This is a genomic window from Dellaglioa algida (genome assembly GCF_030127605.1).
GTDB classification, from domain to species: Bacteria; Bacillota; Bacilli; order Lactobacillales; family Lactobacillaceae; genus Dellaglioa; species Dellaglioa algida.
The window spans coordinates 1-22,135 of the sequence record NZ_JANXLE010000005.1 but is presented as its reverse complement, the minus strand read 5'-3'; the positions used below and the strand labels follow the sequence as shown (position 1 = coordinate 22,135).

Below are 22,135 nucleotides of genomic sequence, written 5' to 3'. Positions count from 1 at the left end.
TACAATTAGTCATTTTTTACTGATACAACAACGATTTTATTTTAAAATTTCAGTTAATTATTTAATAATACCGTAAGAAAAATGCTTTTTTGTTCTTTTCTGCTCCTTTTATCGTATAATCACTTTAATTAACGAAATGAAAGGTAATAAGTGACTATGTCTAAAAATAATGATTTCGGAATGCCATCTCCGATTAATGGTAGCTCTCAAAATAAAAAAAATAAACATCCCATATTATGGGGATTATTAATCTTTCTTCTATTAGGAATTGGATCTGGTGGCGTTTACGCCTACTCCGTATTCACGCATACCGAGAAGACGGTCGCAAAAACTTATAAAGATACAAATGCAACTAAGTTACGCAATGTTTCTAGCGTTTTAAGTCAAAAGAAACCCTTTTCTATTTTACTAATGGGTACAGATACTGGCGCACTTGGCAGAAGCGATATGGGTAGGACGGATACAATGATTATCGCAACTGTTAATCCTTCGACGAAAAAAACGACTTTAACAAGTATTCCTCGTGATACTCAAGTTAAAATCGACGGTAGCGGAGAAAACTCTTCAAAAATAAATAGCGCCTACACGTATGGTGGTAAAGATGGTGCAACATTAGCAGTTAACACTGTTCAAAATTTATTAGATGTTCCGATTGATTTCTACATGCTAATTAATATGGGCGGTTTGGAACAAATTGTCGATGCCGTTGATGGCGTTGATGTCAAACCTTTACTGACATTTGATCTTGAAGGAACGCATTACAAAAAAGGTCAGAAAATTCACTTAACCGGTAAACAAGCATTAGCTTACACGAGAATGCGTCACTCAGATCCAATGGGCGATTACGGCCGCCAAAAACGTCAAAAACAAATTATTACGGCAATCGCCGGAAAAGCAACGTCAGTAAACTCACTCGCAAATTACAAACAATTATTAAAAACAATTGACGGTAATATGATAACTGATCTTAGTTTCAACGATATGATTACGGTTGAAACTAACTATGGTTCTGCTTCGGAATCAATTAAATCTGATCTTTTACAAGGAACTAGCACGGCTGTGGAAGGACTTTCCTATGAAGTCCCAACTTCAGATGAGAAAAAACGTGTTTCAAATGCGATTCGCTCCGAGTTAGGTTTAAAAGAATCCACACAAGACTTCACCAGTCTAGAACAACAACTTTCAAAATAAAAAAATAAGTTAAACCCAATTAAATCTGAGTTTAACTTATTTTTTTACCATTTTTCCAGAAAAGTTTGGTATTTCATTTCCCTTTGTTCGATTAGTTCGTCAACCGAATTAATGGCCATCTTTTCAATTAATTCATTTAAATTCTTATCCATCGACCCTATTGTCGTTGCTTGATTAGTTTCTGGCAATACAACATCAACTAGACCAATTTCAAAAAGTTCAGAAGCAGTCATCGGCAAACTTGTTTCAATTTCATTCGAATTTGATTTCTTCAAGATAGCATTAACCGCTTCCGGAGAGGCAACTGAAAACAAACTATTCTCAACCATCATAATGGCATTCGCGTTAGCTAGTGCCAATGCGCCTCCGCTCTGACCTTCGCCTAAAAAGATAGCAATATTTGGCACTTTTAAAGCACCCATTTTTAAAATCATTTCAGAAATAACATAACTCTGACCGGTTTGTTCAGATTTAACGCTAGCATCCGCGCCTGGCATATTAATTAGCGTAATTACGGGCCGTTTAAATTTTTCAGCTTCATTTAACAAACGCATTGCTTTTCGATAACCACTTGGTTTCACGGCACCAAAATTATAAATTAGGCGTTCATCAAGGGTTTCTCCACGATTAATACCAATAATAGTAACTGGTCGATTATGAAAGAGTCCGATACCGCCTGTAATAGATGCATCTTCTTCACCAACCCTATCACCATGATTTTCGAAGAATTCATCAAATAGATCGGTAATAATTAATTTGGTACTTAATCTATCATTTGATCGAACGTTTTTTAAAAAATTTGAGTCCATTTCGTCTCTCCTCATGCATGTAATGTTAGCAATTGACTAATTACCTGTTTAAGATTCTTTCGATCAATAACCTGGTCAACAAATCCATTACTATACAGACCTTCTGCCGTTTGAAAATCAACGGGCAGTCTCTCATTCGTAGTTTTTTTAATCACTCTTTCACCGGCAAAACCAATTTTAGCCTGTTTTTCTGCCAACACAATATCATTATTTAATGCAAAACTTGCACTAACCCCACCCATTGTTGGATCTGTCAATAAAGACATCACTAATAGACCCGCATCGTCCAATTTTTGTTTCATATACAAAATTGAATTCATTTGTAACAAGGAGTAGATGCCTTCTTGCATTCTTGCGCCACCAGACGCAGTAACAATCACAAACGGTAACTTTTGTTCTAACGCCACTTTCATTCCCGCTTTAATTCTAGCTCCGGCTGTCGTATTTAAAGATCCCATCATAAAGAAGCTATCCATGACGGCTAAAACTAACGTTTGTTTATTAATCGTGGCTATCCCCACCACTACTGCTTCATCAGACGTTGTTGCACTTTTAGCGCGTTCTAATTTTTCAGTGTAACCAGGAAATTCGGCTTTATTTTGGGTTTGATTTGGTACATTAATGACTTCAAAACTATACTCATCCGCTAGAATAGCGATTCTTTCCATAGCAGTCAGCCGTTTATAGGATTGGCAATTTGGACAAATAAAATAAGGAGCCCATTGACTTTCGTGTAAATGTGCACCGCATTTCCGACATTTTTGCCATTGATTTGTCTCTGGATAATGACTCATTTAACCTACCACCTTTAAATTTTGCTATCAATTGAAATCGTATTCTCCATAAATTCTTGTGAACTAACAATTGTTTTTAGTTGCATCAGATTCGTCTCAATACCGGAAACATGGATGGCTTCCAAAGCCTTTTTCATTTTTATAATAGCTAATTTTCTTGTTTCCGCGTGACAAATTATTTTTGCTAATAAGCCATCGTAATAAGCAGAGATTGCGTCCCCAACACGGTATCCCGTTTCAACTCGGATATCTGCGGGGAAATCAAACTGCGTAATTTCATTGGTTACACACGGACTCAAGGTTAATCGACATTCAATCGCATGTCCGTTCATCATTACGTCAGCATTCGTCACGTCTTTACCATCAGCTACTAGTAATTGTTGTTGCACAACATCCATCTTAACGGTCTCTTCTGTCACGCCATGTTCTACTTGTAATCGCGTATTCATTTCTAAAAAGTAAAATTTATTTTCAGCAAATAAAAATTCTATAGTCCCTAATCCAACATAGTGTTGATTTTCTATTAACTGACGTGTGTATTTATAAAGTTGACTTCGTTGTTCATCCGTCAGCACAGTTGATGGGCTTTCTTCTATTACTTTTTGTCGATGATTTTGTAGACTACAGTCTCGATCACCCAGTACCTGAACGTGTTGTCCATCGCCTAAAATTTGGACCTCAATATGTCGCGCATGTACTAATTTTTTTTCAAGATAAAAACTACCTGCGGCAAAAGAAGACTTCGCCTCTTGCTGAACAATTTCGGCACCTAATAATAAATCAGCTTCTTGTTTAATTGCTCTAATGCCTTTACCACCGCCACCGTGAGCCGCTTTGATCAACAATGGAAACCCAATTTTTTTCGCCTGCATAATCAGTTCATCATCAGAGGTAATCAAATCGGAACCAGGAATAACGGGTACCCCTTTTTCGATTGCCAACAGCCGCGATTTATCTTTATCTGCTAGTTGGCGGATTAACCCAGATTCCGGGCCAATAAAAGTAATCCCACATTCAGCACACATTTCTGCAAATTGAGCATCCTCAGATAAGAATCCATAACCTGGATGGATTGCATCAACATTTAAATTTAAAGCCGCCATTAACAAACTTTCACGGTTTAAATATGATTTTTTTGCCGGTGCCGACCCAATACAAATTTTTTCGTTAGCCAGTTCAACAAATCGACTTTGCGCGTCGACCGTTGAGTATACGGCAACCGTTTGTATCTTTAACTTCTGGCAAGCACGAATAATTCGTTCAGCAACCTCACCACGATTTGCAATTAAAATTTTTTGAAACAACTGACTCACCTATCCGTCTATTCTAATTTTAAATAATTCTTGATCAAATTCAACCAATTCACCATCATCGACTAGCTGCTCTAACACAGTACCCGTTACCGGAGATTGGATATCATTATATAATTTCATGCTTTCAATTTGAGCAATGACTTGTTTTTTTATGATTTGAGTCCCGACCGCTCCTGATTGATCAAAATGAATCAACCCAACAAGCGGACTTTTAACAACAAAAATAGCTTCATCTACATTTGATTGTTCAGTTGTCGACGCCACGATTTCTTCATTTTTTTGTCCTTGGTCCACAACTATCTCAATATCACCGTCTTTAATTTCAACATGAGAAAATGGCATCGTTGCAATTTTATCTAATAATTGACTTATCTCATTAAATTTCATAGATTCACATACCTGCCTTATATTTTTATTAGTAGACTGCCATAGGCTAACCCAGCACCAAACCCGGTTAATAGAACCGTTCCACCCGTAAATCCTTGTTCGAGTGCCTCATTTAGAGCCATGGGGATACCAGCCGAAGAAGTATTTCCGTGATGGGTGACACTCGTTGCAAATTTCTCGATTGGCATTTCTAGTTCTTCGGCAATTTTTTCTATAATCCGTAAATTAGCTTGGTGACACACAACAAAATCAATATCAGACGTTTGCAAATTATTGTCTGCCAATATTTGTTTCATTTGAACGGGAACAACTGTCGTAGCAAACTCAAAAACGTCTCGTCCTTCTTGGAAGAAGGCATCCATCGTTGGATAATTGTCGCCATTTATATCGCTTAATGGCGTAATCCGACCACTATGAATCACTTCTTTTTTAAGACCATTTGTTTCAATTTTCTCCGCAATAAAGCTTTCATCAGTTGAATCATTAGAGGCTTCGATCAAGGCCCCACCAGCACCATCTCCAAAGAATACGGCACTCGTTCGGTCCTTAAAATCCATCATTTTTGAATTAACTTCGGCACTAATCACGATTGCCCTTTGGTACTGTCCCGTGCGTAAAAACTTCTCCGCAGTGCTCATCGCAAATATAAACCCGGCACAAGCCGCGCTGATATCAAACGCAAATGCGTTTGTTGCCTTAATATTTCCTTGAACAATTGCGGCCGTTGATGGCGTTAATGCATCCGGCGAAATCGTTGAAACAATAATTAAATCAATATCTGACGCTTTATATCCAGACTTACGTAAAAGTTCATTTGCCACTTTTGTACTTAAATCTGACGTATTTTCATTAATGGCATAATGTCGCGTCTTAATACCTGTGTGTGCCACTATCCATTCGTCAGATGTAGGCATAAATGAAGCCAATTCATCATTCGTTACTAGTCGTTCTGGTACAAAATGAGCCATATTTTTTATTTTGATATACTTATTCAATTTAACTATTCTCCCAATCGTTAAGTTTAATTCCCTATATTTTATCAATAATTACAACATTAAGACACAAAATTAATTAACGCTTAATAATTCTTTAACCTCATAATACGCTACCATGGTCGTTATTCATTAAAAAAAGCACTAAACCCTATTGCAACAAGGTTAAGCGCTTTTCAATAAATCTATTATGCGAGTAAATGGATTCGAACCATCACGGGATATTATCCCACCAGATCCTTAGTCTGACGCGTCTGCCAATTCCGCCATACTCGCAAGAACAATCATAATTGTAGCAAAAATTGTCCCCTGTTACAAGTCACATTTAAAAAAAATTAGTTTTTAAGTAAAATTAACTGTCCACGACACTTTGAACAAACATAACGTGATAAGTTAATTTTTCGTTGTCGCTGGTAATCTTGTCCACAATTTGAACACTGATAGTGTATAACCTTTTTCTTTTTGATTACCTTAGGACTAGCTGGCGCAAACCGACTACCACCAACCGCTGCCAATAATTGTTTAAAATCTTGATGCCGATGTTGATAACCTTTATTTGAAAGATGCAAATGGTAATGACACAACTCATGCTTAATCACACCGATTAAAACGTCTTGCCCATGTTCTGTTAACATTTTTGGATTAATTTCAATGTTGTGATTACTCAACAAATAGCGACCACCAGTTGTCCGTAGCCTACTGTTAAAGGTTGCCTCATGTTTAAATGGTTGATTAAACAAAGCTGTGGATAAGTTTTTCACAAGTGCTGTTAACTCAAAATCAGTCATGTTACTTATCCGCTGGTCGTTTCATTGTTAGTTGTACACGATGTCGGTTTAGATCAACCTCCATTACCCAAACTGTCACAATATCGCCAACTGCAACGACTTCACTCGGTTTTTTAACAAACTTATCCGTTAATTGAGAAATGTGGACAAGTCCATCTTGCTTAACACCAATATCCACAAATGCACCAAAATCAATCACATTTCGAACAGTTCCTTGTAAGGACATCCCTGGTTTTAAATCTTCAATCGTTAAAACGTCATGACGGAGCAATGGCGCTGGCATGTCATCACGTAAATCGCGTCCCGGTTTTTGAAGACTTGTTAATATATCTGAAATAGTTTCAACACCACTGTCCACAACCTGTGCTAAACTATCCGCATTTGCATGCGCCAATTGGTCATTTGTCTCCGCTTGCCCGAGTTCCGTCACCTTTATCCCCAATTCTTTCAACAAAAGTTTCGTTAGTGGATAACTTTCGGGATGAATATCCGTATTATCTAAAATGTTATCCCCAGAAACAATACGCAAGAATCCAATAGCCTGCTCATATGCCTTAGGTCCTAAGCGAGGAACCTTTTTAAGTTGTTGACGCTTCGTAAACTTACCGTTCTCATCACGATACGTAACAACATTCTTAGCAATTGTTAAATTTAATCCAGAGATTTTTGTTAATAACTCTGAACTAGCTGTGTTTAAGTTAACGCCAACATTATTTACGGCATTTTCAATCACAACGTCTAATTGCGCATCCAATTTCTTTTCAGCAACGTCATGTTGATATTGACCAACACCAACAGATTTAGGATCTATTTTAATTAACTCAGCTAGTGGATCTTGCAGGCGCCGACCAATACTGATAGCTGAACGTTCTTCAACATGTAATTCTGGAAATTCGTCACGTGCGGCTTGACTGGCTGAATAAACCGATGCACCAGCTTCATTGACGATTACATAAAAAATAGGACGTTCAATTTCTTTTAGAATATCTGAAACAAATTGTTCAGATTCACGACTTGCCGTTCCATTACCAATCGCAATCATCTCAACTTGATATTGATCAAGGAACTTTTTAAATTGTCCAGCAGCGGCGGCACGTTTTTCACCACTTGCCGGTTTATGTGGATAAATCACCAATTTATCTAGGAACTTACCTGTTCCATCCACAATCGCTAACTTACATCCCGTTCGATAAGCTGGGTCAAAGCCTAAAACTATTTTTCCTTTAAGGGGTGCTTGCATAAGCAGGTGATATAAATTATCTCCGAACACATTAATTGCTTGTTCTTCAGCAACTTCTGTCATGCCTTTACGAATTTCACGCTCAATTGCTGGTTTAATAAATCGTTTGTAACTATCTCGATAGGCATCCTCTATGAAAGAAACGGCATCACCGGTATTTTTACCGATAATTCTAAAATGCATAAACGTCATAATTGTTGCTTCTGGTACTACTACGCTTGCCTTCAAAATACCTTCTTTTTCACCACGGTTTATTGCTAACACCCGATGCGGCACCACTGATTTCAATGACTCACTAAACTCGTAGTAGTCTCGATAAATTTCTTTTTCATCTTTTTCTTCAGACTTAACTTTAGCTTCAAAAAGACCGTCTTTTTGCGTTGCCTTTCGAATCCATTCCCGATATTCAGCACTTTCGCCAAATGCTTCGGCTAATATTTCATGGGCACCCGCAAAAACGTCTTCTTCATTCATAATTGTTTCATCAACATTAACAAAAGTTACCGCCTTTTGCTCAATTTCAGTCAACACTTGAGGGAATGTTAATAACCATTTGGCAAATGGTTCCAATCCAGCTTCCTTAGCAATTGTTGCTTTAGTCCGACGTTTTTGTTTAAAAGGTAAATAATAATCTTCAACTTGCTGTAATTTTTGTGCAGCATTTATTTTATTCTTTAAAGTATCCGTCAAATTACCTTGCTCATCGATTGTGTGGATAACTTCTGCCTTGCGTTTTTCTAAACTTTCCACATGTTTATAAGTTGATTCAATTTCACGAATTTGGACTTCATCTAAACTTTCTGTTCTTTCTTTTCGATATCGTGAAATAAATGGCACAGTATTTCCTTCATCTAACATCGCTAAAACAGCGTTAACTTGTTTTTCCTTATACTGCTTTAACTCTTTTAATACAATTGGCATAATTGCCTTTTCCATAATAATAACCTCAATTCGAGTATTTTTTGTTCATAAAAAAGAGACTAATAATAGGCGTCAGTACAACCATTCCTAAAATTAATCTCTTTAATTAATGCTAACCTAAAATTTGTTGCATAATTCTTTGCATCATATCAGTTGTTTGTGTCATTCCCTGGTCTTGTTTTTCTTCTGATGCTCTAAAAGCATCAACTTCAACTAGGTGTTTTTCTACATTAATACTATTAGTCATGTCATCACAACCTTCAACGAAAGTCCGGTAACCACTCACCAATTTTTTATGTTTCCCTAAAACGGGGATTGGAACTTGCAAATCGTCTAACTTACTTAAGTTTTCTTGATAACTTGCTGTACCTTCAACAAATTTTTCTTTGGTTGTCGTAAATTCATCATCCGAAACAATCGAAAAATCATTTGCAACAATTGCTTTTTCCATTATTTCGTAATGATCATTTAGTGAATTACCCATCTCTTCAGTTGCTTGAGCAACATCATTTAACGCATTAATATAAAAATTTACATTGATTCTTTTTTTCAAAGTATAAACTTCCTTTTATTTATTTTTTCTGAATAATCGTTGAATAAATTTCACAATTTCAACAATTACGACGATTGAAAATGAGCCCGCTAAAACAATTCCCCATTGGTAAATATCCAAATGGCTAACATGGAACATTTTATTTAATCCGGGGATTAAAATAGTTGCCGCAAGCAACGCAAATGATGCCAAGATTGACCAGTTAAATGTTACGTTTTTGAAGATATTACGGTTAAAGATTGACCCATGAATTGATTTAACGTTGAACGCATGGAATAACTGAATTAATCCTAATGTTGCAAAAGCCATTGTTAAAGCATCCGCATGAATCAATTTATCACCCATATGAACAGGATACGTTAAAGCTAACCAATAAACAAATAATGTTATGGCACCTTCTAAAATACCCTGATAGATAATACTTGGCATTACACCACCAGAGAAGAAGTTTGATTTACGTCCACGTGGCTTGTGACTCATTAATCCTTTTTCAGCGGGTTCTACACCCAATGCAATTGCGGGGAATGTATCTGTCACCAAGTTAATCCACAAAATATGCACAGGTGCCAGAATACTCCAACCCATCATCGTCATGACGAATAAAGTTAAAACCTCACCCAAGTTAGCAGAAAGTAAATATTGAATAGATTTTTGAATATTAGAAAAGACCTTACGACCTTCTTTAACAGCAAAAACAATTGTCGCAAAATTATCGTCGGCAAGAACCATATCAGAAGCACCCTTAGATACTTCTGTTCCGGTAATACCCATTCCAATTCCAATATCTGCTGATTTTAGGGCTGGCGCATCATTCACACCATCACCGGTCATAGCAACAACTTGATTCTTTTTCTGCCACGCTTTAACAATTCGAACTTTATGTTCGGGTGATACTCGCGCATAAACAGAGTATTGTTCAACCTTATTTTCAAATTCTGCGTCCGACAAATCATCTAACTCAGAACCAGAAATAATCGCTTCGTGTTGCCCTGCTTCAACAATTCCCAATCGAACGGCAATTGCTTCGGCAGTATCACGGTGATCACCGGTAATCATCAATGGACGAATTCCAGCTTTCTTTGCTTCATGAACTGCAGCGGCTGCCTCTGGTCTTTCTGGATCAATCATCCCAACCAATCCGGCAAAAATCAGATCATTTTCTACGGTTTCTGAATCTAAAGTTTCAGGAATAGCATCTATTTGACGATAGGCAAATGCTAACACACGTAATGCCTGTGTTGCCATATCATGGTTATTTGCCATAATATGGTCTAATTGTGCATCAGTCATTGCTTTAATTTCGCCATTTTCAATATAACGTGTAACACGTTTCAATAATTGATCGGGCGCACCTTTAACTGCAACAAAGAATGTATCATCAGTATTCTTTTGAATAGTTGACATTAATTTACGTTCTGAATCAAATGGCACTTCAGCGACACGAGGTTCTTTAGCTAATAGCTCCGTCACATTTAAACCATGGTCTAAATGGTACTGAATTAATGCTGTTTCCGTTGGATCACCAATTAACTCGCCCTCAGATGTCTGTTTCGTATCATTACTAAATGACATGACTTGATATAACGGATTATCTAAATTAGTCTCTACCTTATCGGCATCAACTAACTCATTATTAATAAATAGCTTTTCAACAGTCATTTGATTTAACGTTAATGTTCCCGTCTTATCTGATGCAATGATATCCGTACTACCCAATGTTTCAACTGCTGGTAATTTTCTAACAATTGCATTACGTTTAGCCATTTTTTGTGTACCAAGCGCTAAAATAATGGTCACAATCGCTGGTAATCCTTCTGGAATAGCAGCAACGGCTAATGAGATTGCAATCAGTAACATATCGATAACACTGTTATCTCCGTTTTGTAACCCAACGAAAAAGACAATAACAGCAATGATTAAAATTAAAATCGTTAACGTTTTACCTAGTTGATTTAAATTTTCTTGTAATGGTGTTTTCATTTCATCAGCGGAGTTAAGCATGCCGGCAATTCGTCCAACCTCAGTATCCATCCCCGTGCCAACAACAACTCCCTCGCCACGACCATAAGTAACATTACTGTTCATAAAGGCCATATTATGGCGATCACCAATCCCGGCATCCTCATCTTCTAACAGAAGTAAACTTTTATCAACAGGCACCGATTCACCCGTTAGTGCAGATTCTTCAATTTTAAGTGATGCAATCTGTGTTAATCGTAAATCTGCTGGAATAACATCGCCAGCTTCAAGCAACACAATGTCTCCCGGTACTAGGTGCTCACTTTTTACAATTTCGATTTGACCATTTCGTTTGACATTTGCATTAGGTGTCGACATCTCTTTTAATGCATTAATTGCCTCTTCGGCCTTTGACTCTTGGAAAACACCGAATACAGCATTCAATACCACAACTAACATGATGATAATTGCGTCTACTACTTCTCCTGATGAAGCCGCAATTAAAGCCGCAACAATCAAGACAATAATCATGAAATCTTTGAATTGATCAAAGAATTTTTGGATCATTGACTTGCTCTTGCCCTCAGATAGTTGGTTTAGTCCATACTTTTCTGTTCGTTCCGTTACTTCTTGGGTCGTTAGTCCTTCCAAATCTGTCTTTTGATCTGCCAGAACATCTTCAACTGATTGTGCATAAATCCTTTTTGCCATAGTGATCCTCCTTATAATAGTTTCGCAATATACAAAAAAAGACTTATGTATGTTGCGGAACTTTGAACATACATAAGTCTCACTATTTAAGGCAATACCAGAAAAAGAACTTTCTTGTTGGTGACATTGCCGCGGTTAAACCGCTAGTTACTCCCCTATGATTTCTTTAAGTATAACTGAAATGAAACGCGTAACGCAACTATTTACTTCCAAAAAGAATCATAAACAGTAATTGGTAAGTGGCGTTTGTGTTCCGTCTTTAAATACCAATTTTCAATCTTATTACTAACTTCTTTCGAAACAGTCTTACCCTCAAGATAATCATCAATATTATCATAAGTTACGCCCAATGCGACCTCATCAGGTAGTGCTGGACGATCTTCTTCCAAATCGGCCGTAGGTACTTTCAAATACAAATGTTCAGGTGCCTCTAGCAAGATCAGCATTGATCGACCTTGACGCTTGTTCAATCGCCAAAGTGGTGTGATATCTGCCCCACCGTCACCATATTTTGTATAAAATCCAGTAATTGCTTCGGCAGCATGATCCGTTCCAACGACGGCACCAACTTTTGCACCAGCAATTCCGTACTGGGCAATCATTCGTTGGCGAGCCTTCACGTTTCCTTTATTAAAATCAGAAACTTCAAGGTCATTTGCAATCAAGCTTTTTACCATTTCATCAGTAGCACCTTTAATGTCGACACGTGCCACTTGGTCTGCTTGCATAAATTTAATGGCGTCCAGTGCATCAGACTCATCAGCTTGATTTCCATATGGTAAGCGGACTGCAATAAATTGGTAATCTGTATTGCCAGTTTCTTCACGTAATTCCTTAACAGCCTGCTGTGCTAAATATCCGGCAAGGGTTGAATCTTGTCCACCAGAAATCCCCAAAACCAAAGATTTTAAAAATGGGTATTTCAGTAGATAAGCTTTCATAAAATCGATACTAATCCGAATTTCCTCTGCAGGATCTATGCTCGATTTTACTTTTAACGTTTCAATAATTTGTTTTTGTAAGTCAGTCAAAATTAACCCACCCTCATTTACTTAATGTTATTCATATTATTTCTAATTTCTTGAATAATAGACATTTTATTATCATAAGCTTTTTGCGATAAATCAACGGGATAGTCTTGCGGATTCAATTCGCGTTTATATTCTTCCCATAATCCTTCCAACTGAATTCTTGAGTATTCTCTAATCTCATCTAACTCAGGTTGATCATAGACCAGTTCGCCTCCAACAAAAATATCTTGTAAAATTGGACGCGCATTGTAATTTGTTACCAACTTATTGATATACGTATATTGTTGATGGAACATATAAAGTGATTCTTGTTTTTGAGGTGTTTCATCCCACAATGCGATGTAATCCCCTTCAGTCTTACCATCAGCCTTATTCGTAATGCGCCAAACTTGTTTCTTGCCGGGCGTCGATACTTTTTCAGCATTGTTACTTAATTTAATGGTATCAACCATTTTTCCGTCTCCGCCTTCAATAGCGACCATCTTATAGACGGCACCTAAGGCAGGCTGATCATAAGCCGTAATTAATTTTGTGCCAACACCCCAAACATCAATCTTAGCACCTTGCATTTTTAAGTTAGTAATTGTTTTTTCATCCAAATCGTTTGAGGCATAGATTTTAGCCTCCGTAAAACCGGCCTCATCTAATTGTTCACGAACCCGTTTAGAGATGTACGCCATATCGCCACTATCAATCCGTACGCCCATAAAGTTAATCTTATCGCCTAACTCTTTGGCAACTTTAATTGCGCTAGGAACGCCACTTTTTAAGGTGTCGTATGTATCCACTAAAAAGACACAATTACGATGCGTTGTCCCATAAGCCATAAATGCATCATAGTCATCTCTGTAAGCCTGAACTAACGAATGAGCGTGTGTTCCACTAATAGGAATACCAAAAATCTTACCAGCTCGAACGTTACTCGTCGCATCAAATCCACCGATGTACGCTGCACGTGTACCCCAGATAGCAGCGTCAAATTCTTGTGCACGTCTAGTCCCAAATTCTAATACGCCATCATTTCCAGCAACTGCTTTAATCCGGGCTGATTTTGTTGCAATCAACGTTTGATAGTTGATAATATTCAATAGCGCCGTTTCAACTAACTGACAGTCTGCTAGAGGGCCTTCAACTTGTAAAATAGGTTCCCCGTTAAAAACAACTTCACCTTCAACGGCAGCACGAATTGTACCACGAAAATGAAAATCTTTTAAATAAGCAAGAAAATCATCTGGATATTCTGCCACTTCTCTTAAGTACGCGATATCTGTCTCTGAAAATTTTAAATTTTGAATATAATTGATTGCTCGTTCTAAACCAGCAAAAATTGCGTAACCGTTGGAAAATGGTAGATTCCTAAAGAAAACCTCAAATACAGCATTTTTATTATGAATGTTTTTTTGCCAATACGTTTGAATCATATTGATTTGGTAAGCGTCCGTATGTAAAGTATAACTATCATCTGGGTAATTTTTTACCATGATGTTTCTCCTTTAAAATGAATGCATTACTAGAAAGGTTTTCCAGCACACAAATTATAATTTACATTTTACCATTTTTTCGGCAATTCGTCATATTCAGCTCTCATTTTCAATTTATCTTCTGTTATAATGAATCAAAGTCCAAAAAGTGAGGATAATTTTATGTCAAATAATTTTAAAAAAACAACTATTTTAGATGTCGAATTTATCAATACAACAAACGCTAAGTTTTTAGCACAAATCGAGTCCGATTCATTAGCTCGTAAAAATCGATTTATTGTGACTGCAAATCCAGAAATCGTTTTATTCGCGAGACAACATTTGGATTACAAAAAAATTCTCTCGCAGGCCGACTATGTTACGCCAGATGGTATTGGCATTATTAAAGGTGGCGCCATCTTAGGAACGCCGCTCCCTGAACGAATAACTGGTTTTGATACCTTAACAAGCCTACTTGAATGGGCTAATAGTCATCACAAATCAATCTATTTGGTGGGGGCAGCAGAACCCGTTATCCAAAAAGTCGTGACTAAAATGGATACGGATTACCCAAATATCAATTTAGTAGGCTTTCATAACGGCTATTTCAAGGACGATCACGAAATTGTTACCAACATCAAGACTACACGGCCCGATTTCATCTTTGTTGCAACGGGTTTTCCTAACCAAGAAACGTTTATTCAGCGAAATCGCCATATATCTGATAGCATTTGGATGGGCGTCGGCGGTAGTTTTGATGTTCTAGCTGGTAACGTCAACCGTGCGCCTCAATTTTGGCAAAATCACCATGTTGAGTGGTTGTACCGACTTTTCCAAGAACCCACCCGGTTTATTAGAATGTTAGCCATCCCGCATTATTTATTCTTAATATATAAAGAAAAATTTTCTAGACGGAAAAAAAAGAACTGAGAAATTAATTTTCTCAGTTCTTTTTTGCGTACTTTTATATTACCAAACGAAAATACCAACCATACCAGCTGATAACAATGAGACTAAGATACCTGATAATAACATGTAACCAACGTTTCTTGCGATAACATCATTTTTTTCTTTATTTACAATTCCCTTGAAACAACCGATAATCATGCCGATTGTTGAGAAGTTTGCAAACGATGTTACAAAGACAGTTAATACTGCTTTGTAATGTGGTGCGAATGAGTTAATCGTACTTGATACTTGACCCATGACAACAAATTCGTTTGTAACTAATTTTGTTCCCATGTAACGTGCTAATTCAAACGCGTCTGAAGGATTGAAGCCCATTAACCAAGCAAATGGGAACATGATAACCCCTAAAATATTTTCAAGTGATAAGTTTGGATTAGCTAATCCAAGAATGTTATCAATCAAGGCTGCTAAAGCTACGAAGGCAATAACATTTGCGGCAATAATTAAAACTAATTTACCAGCGCCCAAAATTGAATCACCTAAGAAAGCGAAGAATGGTTCTTTTTTACCATCTGATTCAGAAACTTCTAAATCATTTGAATTACTACCAGTCATTTCAGCAATAGTATCTTCTTCAGCAGTTACTTTCACTGGATTTAAGATACTCGTTATGATTATGGCATTAATAATATTGATTGGAATAGCTGTCAATATATATTGACCTGGCATCATTGTTGTATAGGCACCAATAATTGAGGCCGTCACACAACTCATTGACATCATGGCCAATGTTAAGTTTCGTTCAGATTTCATTAATTTTAATTGTAAACTTGAAACGGCAAGCGCTTCTGTATTTCCTAAAAACATCATCTCTACTGCGAAAAATGATTCAAATTTTGGTTGACCAGTTATTTTTGATAAACCGCGGCCAATCCATTTGATGATCCATGGCAAAATGCCGATGTACGTTAAAATATCAAATAACGGTACAATCATAATAACGGGCAACAAGACACTCATAAAGAACCCTAATTCAGTTACTTTAGGCATAGCTGGCACCATAAATTGAATACCCTGATATGCAGCGCTCATTAACCAGTTAAACCCATTAGCGGCACCTTCCACCATATTACGTCCTAGTGAGAATTCTGTTAAGAACCAAGCCAAAAATAAATTAATAACAACCATAATTGCAATTGAGCGCCAGTTTATTTCTCTTTTTTTCTTGGAAAACGCTAATGCAACTAAAATAAAAATGGCAACACCTAAAATATTAACTAATAAATACATATAGATTAAAACTCCTTCAAATAATTTATTTTTGCTCCTAAAATAATATAGCCTTATCTTAATTTGATGTCAATCGAACAAAATTCTCTAAAAAAAATTACTCTATCTCATCCACTGATATGGTTGAGATAGAGCAATTAATATTTTTTGAACTTTATTTTTCTAGATAAAATTCGAAACGATTCCCTACATATTGTGTCCGGACATATTCAAATGGCTCACCATTCTTTAAAAAACTAACTTGACGAAGTCTTAAAATGGCTTCACCGCGCTTGATTGAGAGGTACTCAGCTATGTTTTCAGCGGCAGACATTGCAGACACTGTCTGTTGTGCCCCACCTAACGTCAATTCAGCTTTTTCTTCCAACGTACGGTATAAAGAACTCGTGATTTCAGTTTTACTATACCCATCAACTAATTTATTGGGAACTGTTGCAACTTCAAAACAAATTGGTAACCCGTCAGCATAACGAATTCGTTCCATTCGTAAAACGAGCTCACCATCACTTAATTGTAATTTTTCAATTTCACTTAACGAAGGCGTTGTAACATGGTATGTTATGGTCTTACTTGAAGCAACCTTACCTTGTTCAGCCATTAAATCAGTAAAACTTGTAACACCAGACATTTTTTCTTGCACTTTTTTACGGGCAACGTACGTTCCATCACCTACATGACGTTCCAAAATACCCTCATCAACTAAGGTTTGAATCGCCTGCCTGAGTGTCATTCTACTGACACCAAATACAACGGCTAGCTCGCGCTCTGCCGGAATGCGATTGCCAACTTCCCATTCACCAGATTCGATTGTTTTTTTCATATCATTGTGAATTTGAATATATATGGGAGATCCCATCAGCAATTACCACCCTAAACTTTTATTAAAATTTTCGTCCTAAACTATATGTGCTTTCTAATTTCAAGTCAGCATCAAATAAATTCATATCGGCATCTTTTCCAATTTCAATTGCACCTTTTGACGTCAAATTAAATTCTCTAGCTTGATTGACAGAAGTCATTAATACAGCTTCTTCAATACCACAACCAGTGAACTTCATAATATTTCTAAATGCATCTTGGAATTGTAAAACTGATCCAGCAAGGTTACCAGATTCCAATCTTGCCTGTTTGTCTTTAACAATAACTTTTTGTCCGCCAAGTTCGCTCAAACCTTCAGGCATCCCTTTGGCACGCATCGAATCCGTAATTAATTCAATACGTTCTGGACCTTTTAAATCGTATGCTAATTTAATCATATCAGGTACGATATGGAAACCATCAGCAATAATTTCCGTATAAATATTGTCTTCTAAAAATGCATGTCCAGTTACACCTGGTTCACGATGCTTAAATTCACGCTGGGCATTGTATAGATGCGTTACATGGCTTGCACGTGAATGTTTCATTTCCTCACGCGTAGCATTACTATGACCTACTGAAGGCACGATATTATTTTCAATACAGTATTTTTCAAATTCAGGAGATGTTTTATGTTCTGGCGCATAAGTAACTAGTTTAATCATATGACCAGATAATTCATTCCATTTATCAAATAATTTTGTATCTGGTGCTTCAATGTACTCTTCAGGCTGTGCGCCCTTGAAAACAGGTGAAATAAATGGCCCTTCAAGATGAATACCTCGAATAACAGGATTCATCTCGGCCGCTTTTTTAATAGCAACCATGGCTTTAGCAATATTTTCATGTGATTGTGTCATCGTTGTCGCAAAATAAGTCGTGACACCTTCATGAATCATATCAGTAACCATTTCATTGATTTGGTTGGCATCCCCGTCCATTGCGTCAAAACTATAGCCACCATGACTATGAACATCAATAAATCCAGGAACGAGAACTTGTCCGTCAACGTCTCTCACTTCATCAGTTGCCAAAGCTCTATAATCGCTCATTGGCCCCATTGCACTAATTTGTTTATCAAATCGAATATATGCATCTTCAATTTTTTCTGAACCCGTATAGATTACAGCATGTTTTAAAACAATACTCATTTTATCCGCCATCCCTTCAATTTATACACTTAGTATAATCGGTATAGACCAAAAATACAAGGTTCTATCAAAATTTAGTTTTGATCTTTAGCTATCGTTGCATCAACTGCTTTGATAATTGAATTCATGAACCCGGCTTCTTCCATCGCAAGTAATCCGGCAACAGTGGTACCACCTGGAGACGAAACCTCATCAATCAATTTCCAAGGCACGTCATTAGTAGACAATACCTTCTTGGCACTCCCTAACACGGCTTGAGCGGCAATCTTAGTTGCCTCATCCTTTGCTAAACCATATTTAACCCCAGCTCGGGCAAGTGTATCAATAAATAAGTAGATAAAAGCAGGTGAACTCCCAGCGAGAGCAACAAACGTACTGAAATCATGTTCGGCAACTTGCATCGTTTCTCCAATGGTATCAAATAAATCAGTCCCCTGTTTCATTTGTTTTTCCGTTAAAGCATCATTTCCAACTAATGCAGTCATACTCTCGGATACGGTTGCATTAACATTTGGCATTGTTCTTAAAATGCTGACTGATTGATTATCCAGCTCTGTTTCAATTTCGGAGATTGAAACACCCGATACAATTGAAACGAGCACAGGCACATGCTGCCTTACTGAACTTTTAATTTCCGCTAAAACCTTCGCCAATACAATTGGTTTAACAGCAAGAAAAACAATATCTGCTTCGCTAACCACTTGATCATTACTATCTAAAGCTGTAAGTCCATTTTCCTTCGCGTAAGGCTCGTAACTAGTCTTTCTCGCACTATGAACTAATATTTCTTTTGCTGTCACAAAATCTGCCTTGATTAAACCCTCAATTATCGCGCGAGCCATATTACCAGCCCCAATAAATCCAATTTTCATAATTTCCCCATTTCATACACCATATTTAAATTCTGTCCCCATCATACCGCAAAAAAATTTAAAGTTACAAGTAAAACAAAAAAGCAGATACCTAAGTATCTGCTTTTTAACTAGTTGGGTTAGATGGATTCGAACCATCGCATGACAGGATCAAAACCTGTTGCCTTACCGCTTGGCTATAACCCAATATTATAAAATGGTGGAAGAGAGTGGATTCGAACCACCGAACCCGAAGGAGCGGATTTACAGTCCGCCGCGTTTAGCCTCTTCGCTACTCTTCCATATCAGCTTTATCCGACTTAATTATCATACAAAAAAATGAAACAAATATCAAGCTTTTTTTTCATTTATTTTAAATTAATTATTTGTAACGCAAATTTCCACTCTTCCATGAACGTATTTTTTGTCCATTCGTTATATTTTTTTCGGCCGTACCCCACTGGTTTCATGTAATACGTCGTCTCATGTATCTGAACTGGATTGTGTTTAACGTGCAAATGTCCAAATAAAACTTTTTCAACTTTATAACTCTCTAATAAACTTCCCATCTTCTGACTACCCAACATGCCATTTACAACATTCCAGAAGCGATTATCATCATTTACCCTAATATATGAAAGACTAGGCACAAAATGAGTCATAAATAAAATTTTCTTATTTAATTTTTTGCCCTCACTTATTAATTTATCAGTTTGCTTTAAACTTAAATTGAATCGCTCTACATCTGACATAGGTTGAACAATTTTTCTATCAATCCAATAATTCATTTTCCAACGCAGCATTTCCTCATCAGACCGTTTCAGCTGTTTTGAGTAACTATAGTCATACCATCCGTTATTTCCAACAAGTCGCCATTGCGTGCCAGGAATATCAATATATCGGTTATGAAGGTACGACTCGTTTGAAAGAGTCTCTAATGTATCAAACGTTACATTTTTTACCATATCGTGGTTACCCGCAATAAACAATACAACAACTCGGTTATTCAAGATTTTTTTTAAATCACTAATATATTTCAACGTTTCGTCGAAGTCATTGAATAAATCACCGGCTATCAAATAATAATCAACATTCATTGAGAGTAAATATGCTGCCTGTTGATCAATAATCTCATTCACATTTACTTTATTTACATCAAAATGATTATCACTACTCGTTGCAATAATTGTCATGTTTTCCTCCTCAAAAAAAGATATGTTAATTAAAATTAACATATCTTTTAAGAAAAATCTATTTAATTGACGCCTTCCATTAGCTTATGAATTTTAGGAATGAAGAAACTTAACATAATACCGAAGGCTACAGTTATACCACCGACGACTGCAAAATACATTGATTCCGTTCCGGGTGTATATAAACGAACGATTTGTGAATTTAACGCCTGAGCAACAGCATCACTTAAGAACCACACACTCATCATTTGCGACTGGAAGCTCTTAGGCGCTAGTTTAGTTGTAATCGAGAGTCCAACTGGAGAGACCAAAACCTCACCAAGCATAACCATCATCCAACTAACAACTAACCACAAAGGTCCAACTTTAGTATCTGTTCCAAAAAGAACTCCTGGTAACATCATCCAAAGGAATGAAGCGCCTGCAAACATTAAACCAATTGAAAATTTAGCAGGTGAACTAGGTTGTTTTGATCCTAATTTAACCCATAACCAAGCAAAAATTGGTACGTAGATTAAAATAAACATTGGATTCATACTTTGGAAGAAACTAGCTGGGAAAGAAATTCCAAAAGCACTTAATTCTGTTCTAGTTGAAGCAAACATTGCTAAAACGACGGATCCTTGTTCTTCAATTGACCAGAATAAGATACTGGCAATAAATAAAGGAATATATGCCGTAAGTCTTGAACGCTCAACTTTCGACGTTTTTTTACTTGTAAGCATCATAGTAAAGTAATAAACGGGAATAATAACTGCAAGAATTGTAATTAAAAGAATGACATTCGTAATGTTTAATGCTTTAAATAAAAACATAATGATTAAAATTAATGCCAAAGCAATAATACCAACTGATGCTTTTTTCATAATAGATGACAATTCATTGGGTTGAATTGGATCGTTAGGATATAAACTATCTTTAGTTAAATATTTTCTTCCATCAAAGTAGTATTGAACTAAACCGAAAAACATACCAATCGCGGCTAGAGAAAATCCAACGTGATAATTGTATTCTTGTCCAACCCATCCAACTAATAATGGTGCAATCAATGCGCCAATATTAATTCCGGATACAAAGATACTGAACCCAGAATCACGTCTTGGATCTTTGCTACTATATAGTCCACCGACCATTTCGGAAACATTAGGTTTTAATAATCCAGTTCCCAATACGATTAGCGCAATAGAAATAAATAACGCACCCGATTTATATGGTGTCGCCAAAACAATATGTCCGATCATTATAAGTATTCCGCCAAAGAATACAGTTTTTCTACTACCCCAGATACGATCACTAACAAATCCACCAATAACACCCGATAAATAAATTAATGAACCATAAATTGACATAATTGACATTGCCGTAGCTTGATCATAACCAAGACCATCTACCTTAGAAATCATATAGTATAAAAGAATTGCTCTCATTCCGTAGTAACTGAATCGTTCCCACATTTCTGTAAAGAATAGTGTTGATAAACCTCTAGGATGACCAAAAAAGGCCGTATCTGTACTTTTATTTTTCATGGACTTCCTCCGATATAAACTAGTATGTATTTTTAATGCATTACACATTATACAATTTTAATATATCAATAGTCAAATCAAATTTTTACTTTTATCTAATCAATTACTACTTGTTTTATCATTTAACACGTTATAAATAAAAAGGAGATTTGCCATTTGACAAATCTCCTTTAATAACGGTCGTAAAATTTCCGGTCCATTCATGTTT

19 protein-coding genes and 3 tRNA genes are annotated in these 22,135 nt (G+C 36.6%); 2 read left to right on the top strand and 20 right to left on the bottom strand.

What is annotated here, in order from left to right:
* Nucleotides 1–156: 156 nt before the first annotated feature.
* Complete coding sequence (locus tag N0K73_RS05145; RefSeq protein WP_112251154.1) at nt 157–1,191, top strand: LCP family glycopolymer transferase; 1,035 nt, start codon at nt 157–159, stop codon at nt 1,189–1,191.
* A 44-nt stretch (nt 1,192–1,235) separates the two neighbouring features.
* Here the strand turns inward: N0K73_RS05145 and accA are convergent, their stop codons facing one another.
* From accA to N0K73_RS05085, 12 genes are all read right to left on the bottom strand, one after another.
* Nucleotides 1,236–2,000: a carboxyltransferase subunit alpha gene (accA, locus tag N0K73_RS05140; protein WP_112251156.1), complete on the bottom strand. Its 765-nt coding sequence runs from the start codon at nt 1,998–2,000 to the stop codon at nt 1,236–1,238.
* An 11-nt stretch (nt 2,001–2,011) separates the two neighbouring features.
* Nucleotides 2,012–2,794 carry an acetyl-CoA carboxylase carboxyltransferase subunit beta gene (locus N0K73_RS05135; protein ID WP_112251158.1) on the bottom strand — a complete coding sequence of 261 codons (783 nt, stop codon included), beginning with the start codon at nt 2,792–2,794 and terminating at the stop codon, nt 2,012–2,014.
* A gap of 14 nt (nt 2,795–2,808) precedes the next feature.
* On the bottom strand, nt 2,809–4,098 hold the full coding sequence (locus N0K73_RS05130; protein WP_112251160.1) for an acetyl-CoA carboxylase biotin carboxylase subunit: 1,290 nt from the start codon (nt 4,096–4,098) through the stop codon (nt 2,809–2,811).
* Nucleotides 4,099–4,107: 9 nt separating this feature from the next.
* Nucleotides 4,108–4,494 (bottom strand): acetyl-CoA carboxylase biotin carboxyl carrier protein, encoded by a 387-nt coding sequence (locus N0K73_RS05125; RefSeq protein WP_057974213.1) that lies wholly within the window; start codon nt 4,492–4,494, stop codon nt 4,108–4,110.
* 17 nt (nt 4,495–4,511) lie between these two features.
* Entirely contained in the window at nt 4,512–5,489 is a 978-nt protein-coding gene (locus N0K73_RS05120; RefSeq protein ID WP_112251162.1) for a beta-ketoacyl-ACP synthase III, read from the bottom strand.
* 188 nt (nt 5,490–5,677) lie between these two features.
* Nucleotides 5,678–5,762 (bottom strand) — tRNA-Leu (locus N0K73_RS05115).
* 59 nt (nt 5,763–5,821) lie between these two features.
* Entirely contained in the window at nt 5,822–6,274 is a 453-nt protein-coding gene (locus N0K73_RS05110; protein WP_057974212.1) for a SprT family protein, read from the bottom strand.
* 1 nt (nt 6,275) lies between these two features.
* The gene (locus N0K73_RS05105; RefSeq protein WP_112251164.1) at nt 6,276–8,450 is read right to left on the bottom strand and encodes a Tex family protein; all 2,175 of its coding nucleotides are present in this window, start codon (nt 8,448–8,450) and stop codon (nt 6,276–6,278) included.
* Between the two features lie 97 nt (nt 8,451–8,547).
* On the bottom strand, nt 8,548–8,988 hold the full coding sequence (locus N0K73_RS05100) for a hypothetical protein (RefSeq protein WP_112251166.1): 441 nt from the start codon (nt 8,986–8,988) through the stop codon (nt 8,548–8,550).
* A 15-nt stretch (nt 8,989–9,003) separates the two neighbouring features.
* Complete coding sequence (locus N0K73_RS05095) at nt 9,004–11,658, bottom strand: cation-translocating P-type ATPase (protein ID WP_112251168.1); 2,655 nt, start codon at nt 11,656–11,658, stop codon at nt 9,004–9,006.
* 203 nt (nt 11,659–11,861) lie between these two features.
* Nucleotides 11,862–12,689 carry an NAD(+) synthase gene (gene nadE / locus N0K73_RS05090; RefSeq protein WP_112251170.1) on the bottom strand — a complete coding sequence of 276 codons (828 nt, stop codon included), beginning with the start codon at nt 12,687–12,689 and terminating at the stop codon, nt 11,862–11,864.
* A gap of 17 nt (nt 12,690–12,706) precedes the next feature.
* Nucleotides 12,707–14,170 (bottom strand): nicotinate phosphoribosyltransferase, encoded by a 1,464-nt coding sequence (locus N0K73_RS05085; protein WP_057974207.1) that lies wholly within the window; start codon nt 14,168–14,170, stop codon nt 12,707–12,709.
* Between the two features lie 162 nt (nt 14,171–14,332).
* Here N0K73_RS05085 and N0K73_RS05080 point away from each other — a divergent pair, with 162 nt between their 5' ends.
* Complete coding sequence (locus N0K73_RS05080; RefSeq protein WP_112251172.1) at nt 14,333–15,079, top strand: WecB/TagA/CpsF family glycosyltransferase; 747 nt, start codon at nt 14,333–14,335, stop codon at nt 15,077–15,079.
* Between the two features lie 39 nt (nt 15,080–15,118).
* Here the strand turns inward: N0K73_RS05080 and N0K73_RS05075 are convergent, their stop codons facing one another.
* From N0K73_RS05075 to N0K73_RS05040, 8 genes are all read right to left on the bottom strand, one after another.
* Nucleotides 15,119–16,348, bottom strand: coding sequence for a NupC/NupG family nucleoside CNT transporter (locus tag N0K73_RS05075; protein ID WP_057974205.1), 1,230 nt, complete (start codon nt 16,346–16,348; stop codon nt 15,119–15,121).
* 154 nt (nt 16,349–16,502) lie between these two features.
* The gene (locus N0K73_RS05070; RefSeq protein ID WP_057974204.1) at nt 16,503–17,204 is read right to left on the bottom strand and encodes a GntR family transcriptional regulator; all 702 of its coding nucleotides are present in this window, start codon (nt 17,202–17,204) and stop codon (nt 16,503–16,505) included.
* 25 nt (nt 17,205–17,229) lie between these two features.
* The gene (gene nagA / locus N0K73_RS05065) at nt 17,230–18,357 is read right to left on the bottom strand and encodes an N-acetylglucosamine-6-phosphate deacetylase (RefSeq protein WP_057974203.1); all 1,128 of its coding nucleotides are present in this window, start codon (nt 18,355–18,357) and stop codon (nt 17,230–17,232) included.
* A gap of 74 nt (nt 18,358–18,431) precedes the next feature.
* The gene (gene proC, locus N0K73_RS05060; RefSeq protein ID WP_112251174.1) at nt 18,432–19,229 is read right to left on the bottom strand and encodes a pyrroline-5-carboxylate reductase; all 798 of its coding nucleotides are present in this window, start codon (nt 19,227–19,229) and stop codon (nt 18,432–18,434) included.
* Between the two features lie 114 nt (nt 19,230–19,343).
* Nucleotides 19,344–19,415 (bottom strand) — tRNA-Gln (locus tag N0K73_RS05055).
* A gap of 11 nt (nt 19,416–19,426) precedes the next feature.
* Nucleotides 19,427–19,510: transfer RNA gene (locus tag N0K73_RS05050), tRNA-Tyr, on the bottom strand.
* Between the two features lie 66 nt (nt 19,511–19,576).
* The gene (locus N0K73_RS05045) at nt 19,577–20,401 is read right to left on the bottom strand and encodes a metallophosphoesterase (protein ID WP_112251176.1); all 825 of its coding nucleotides are present in this window, start codon (nt 20,399–20,401) and stop codon (nt 19,577–19,579) included.
* A 62-nt stretch (nt 20,402–20,463) separates the two neighbouring features.
* Nucleotides 20,464–21,927: a peptide MFS transporter gene (locus N0K73_RS05040; protein WP_112251178.1), complete on the bottom strand. Its 1,464-nt coding sequence runs from the start codon at nt 21,925–21,927 to the stop codon at nt 20,464–20,466.
* Nucleotides 21,928–22,135 lie beyond the last annotated feature (208 nt).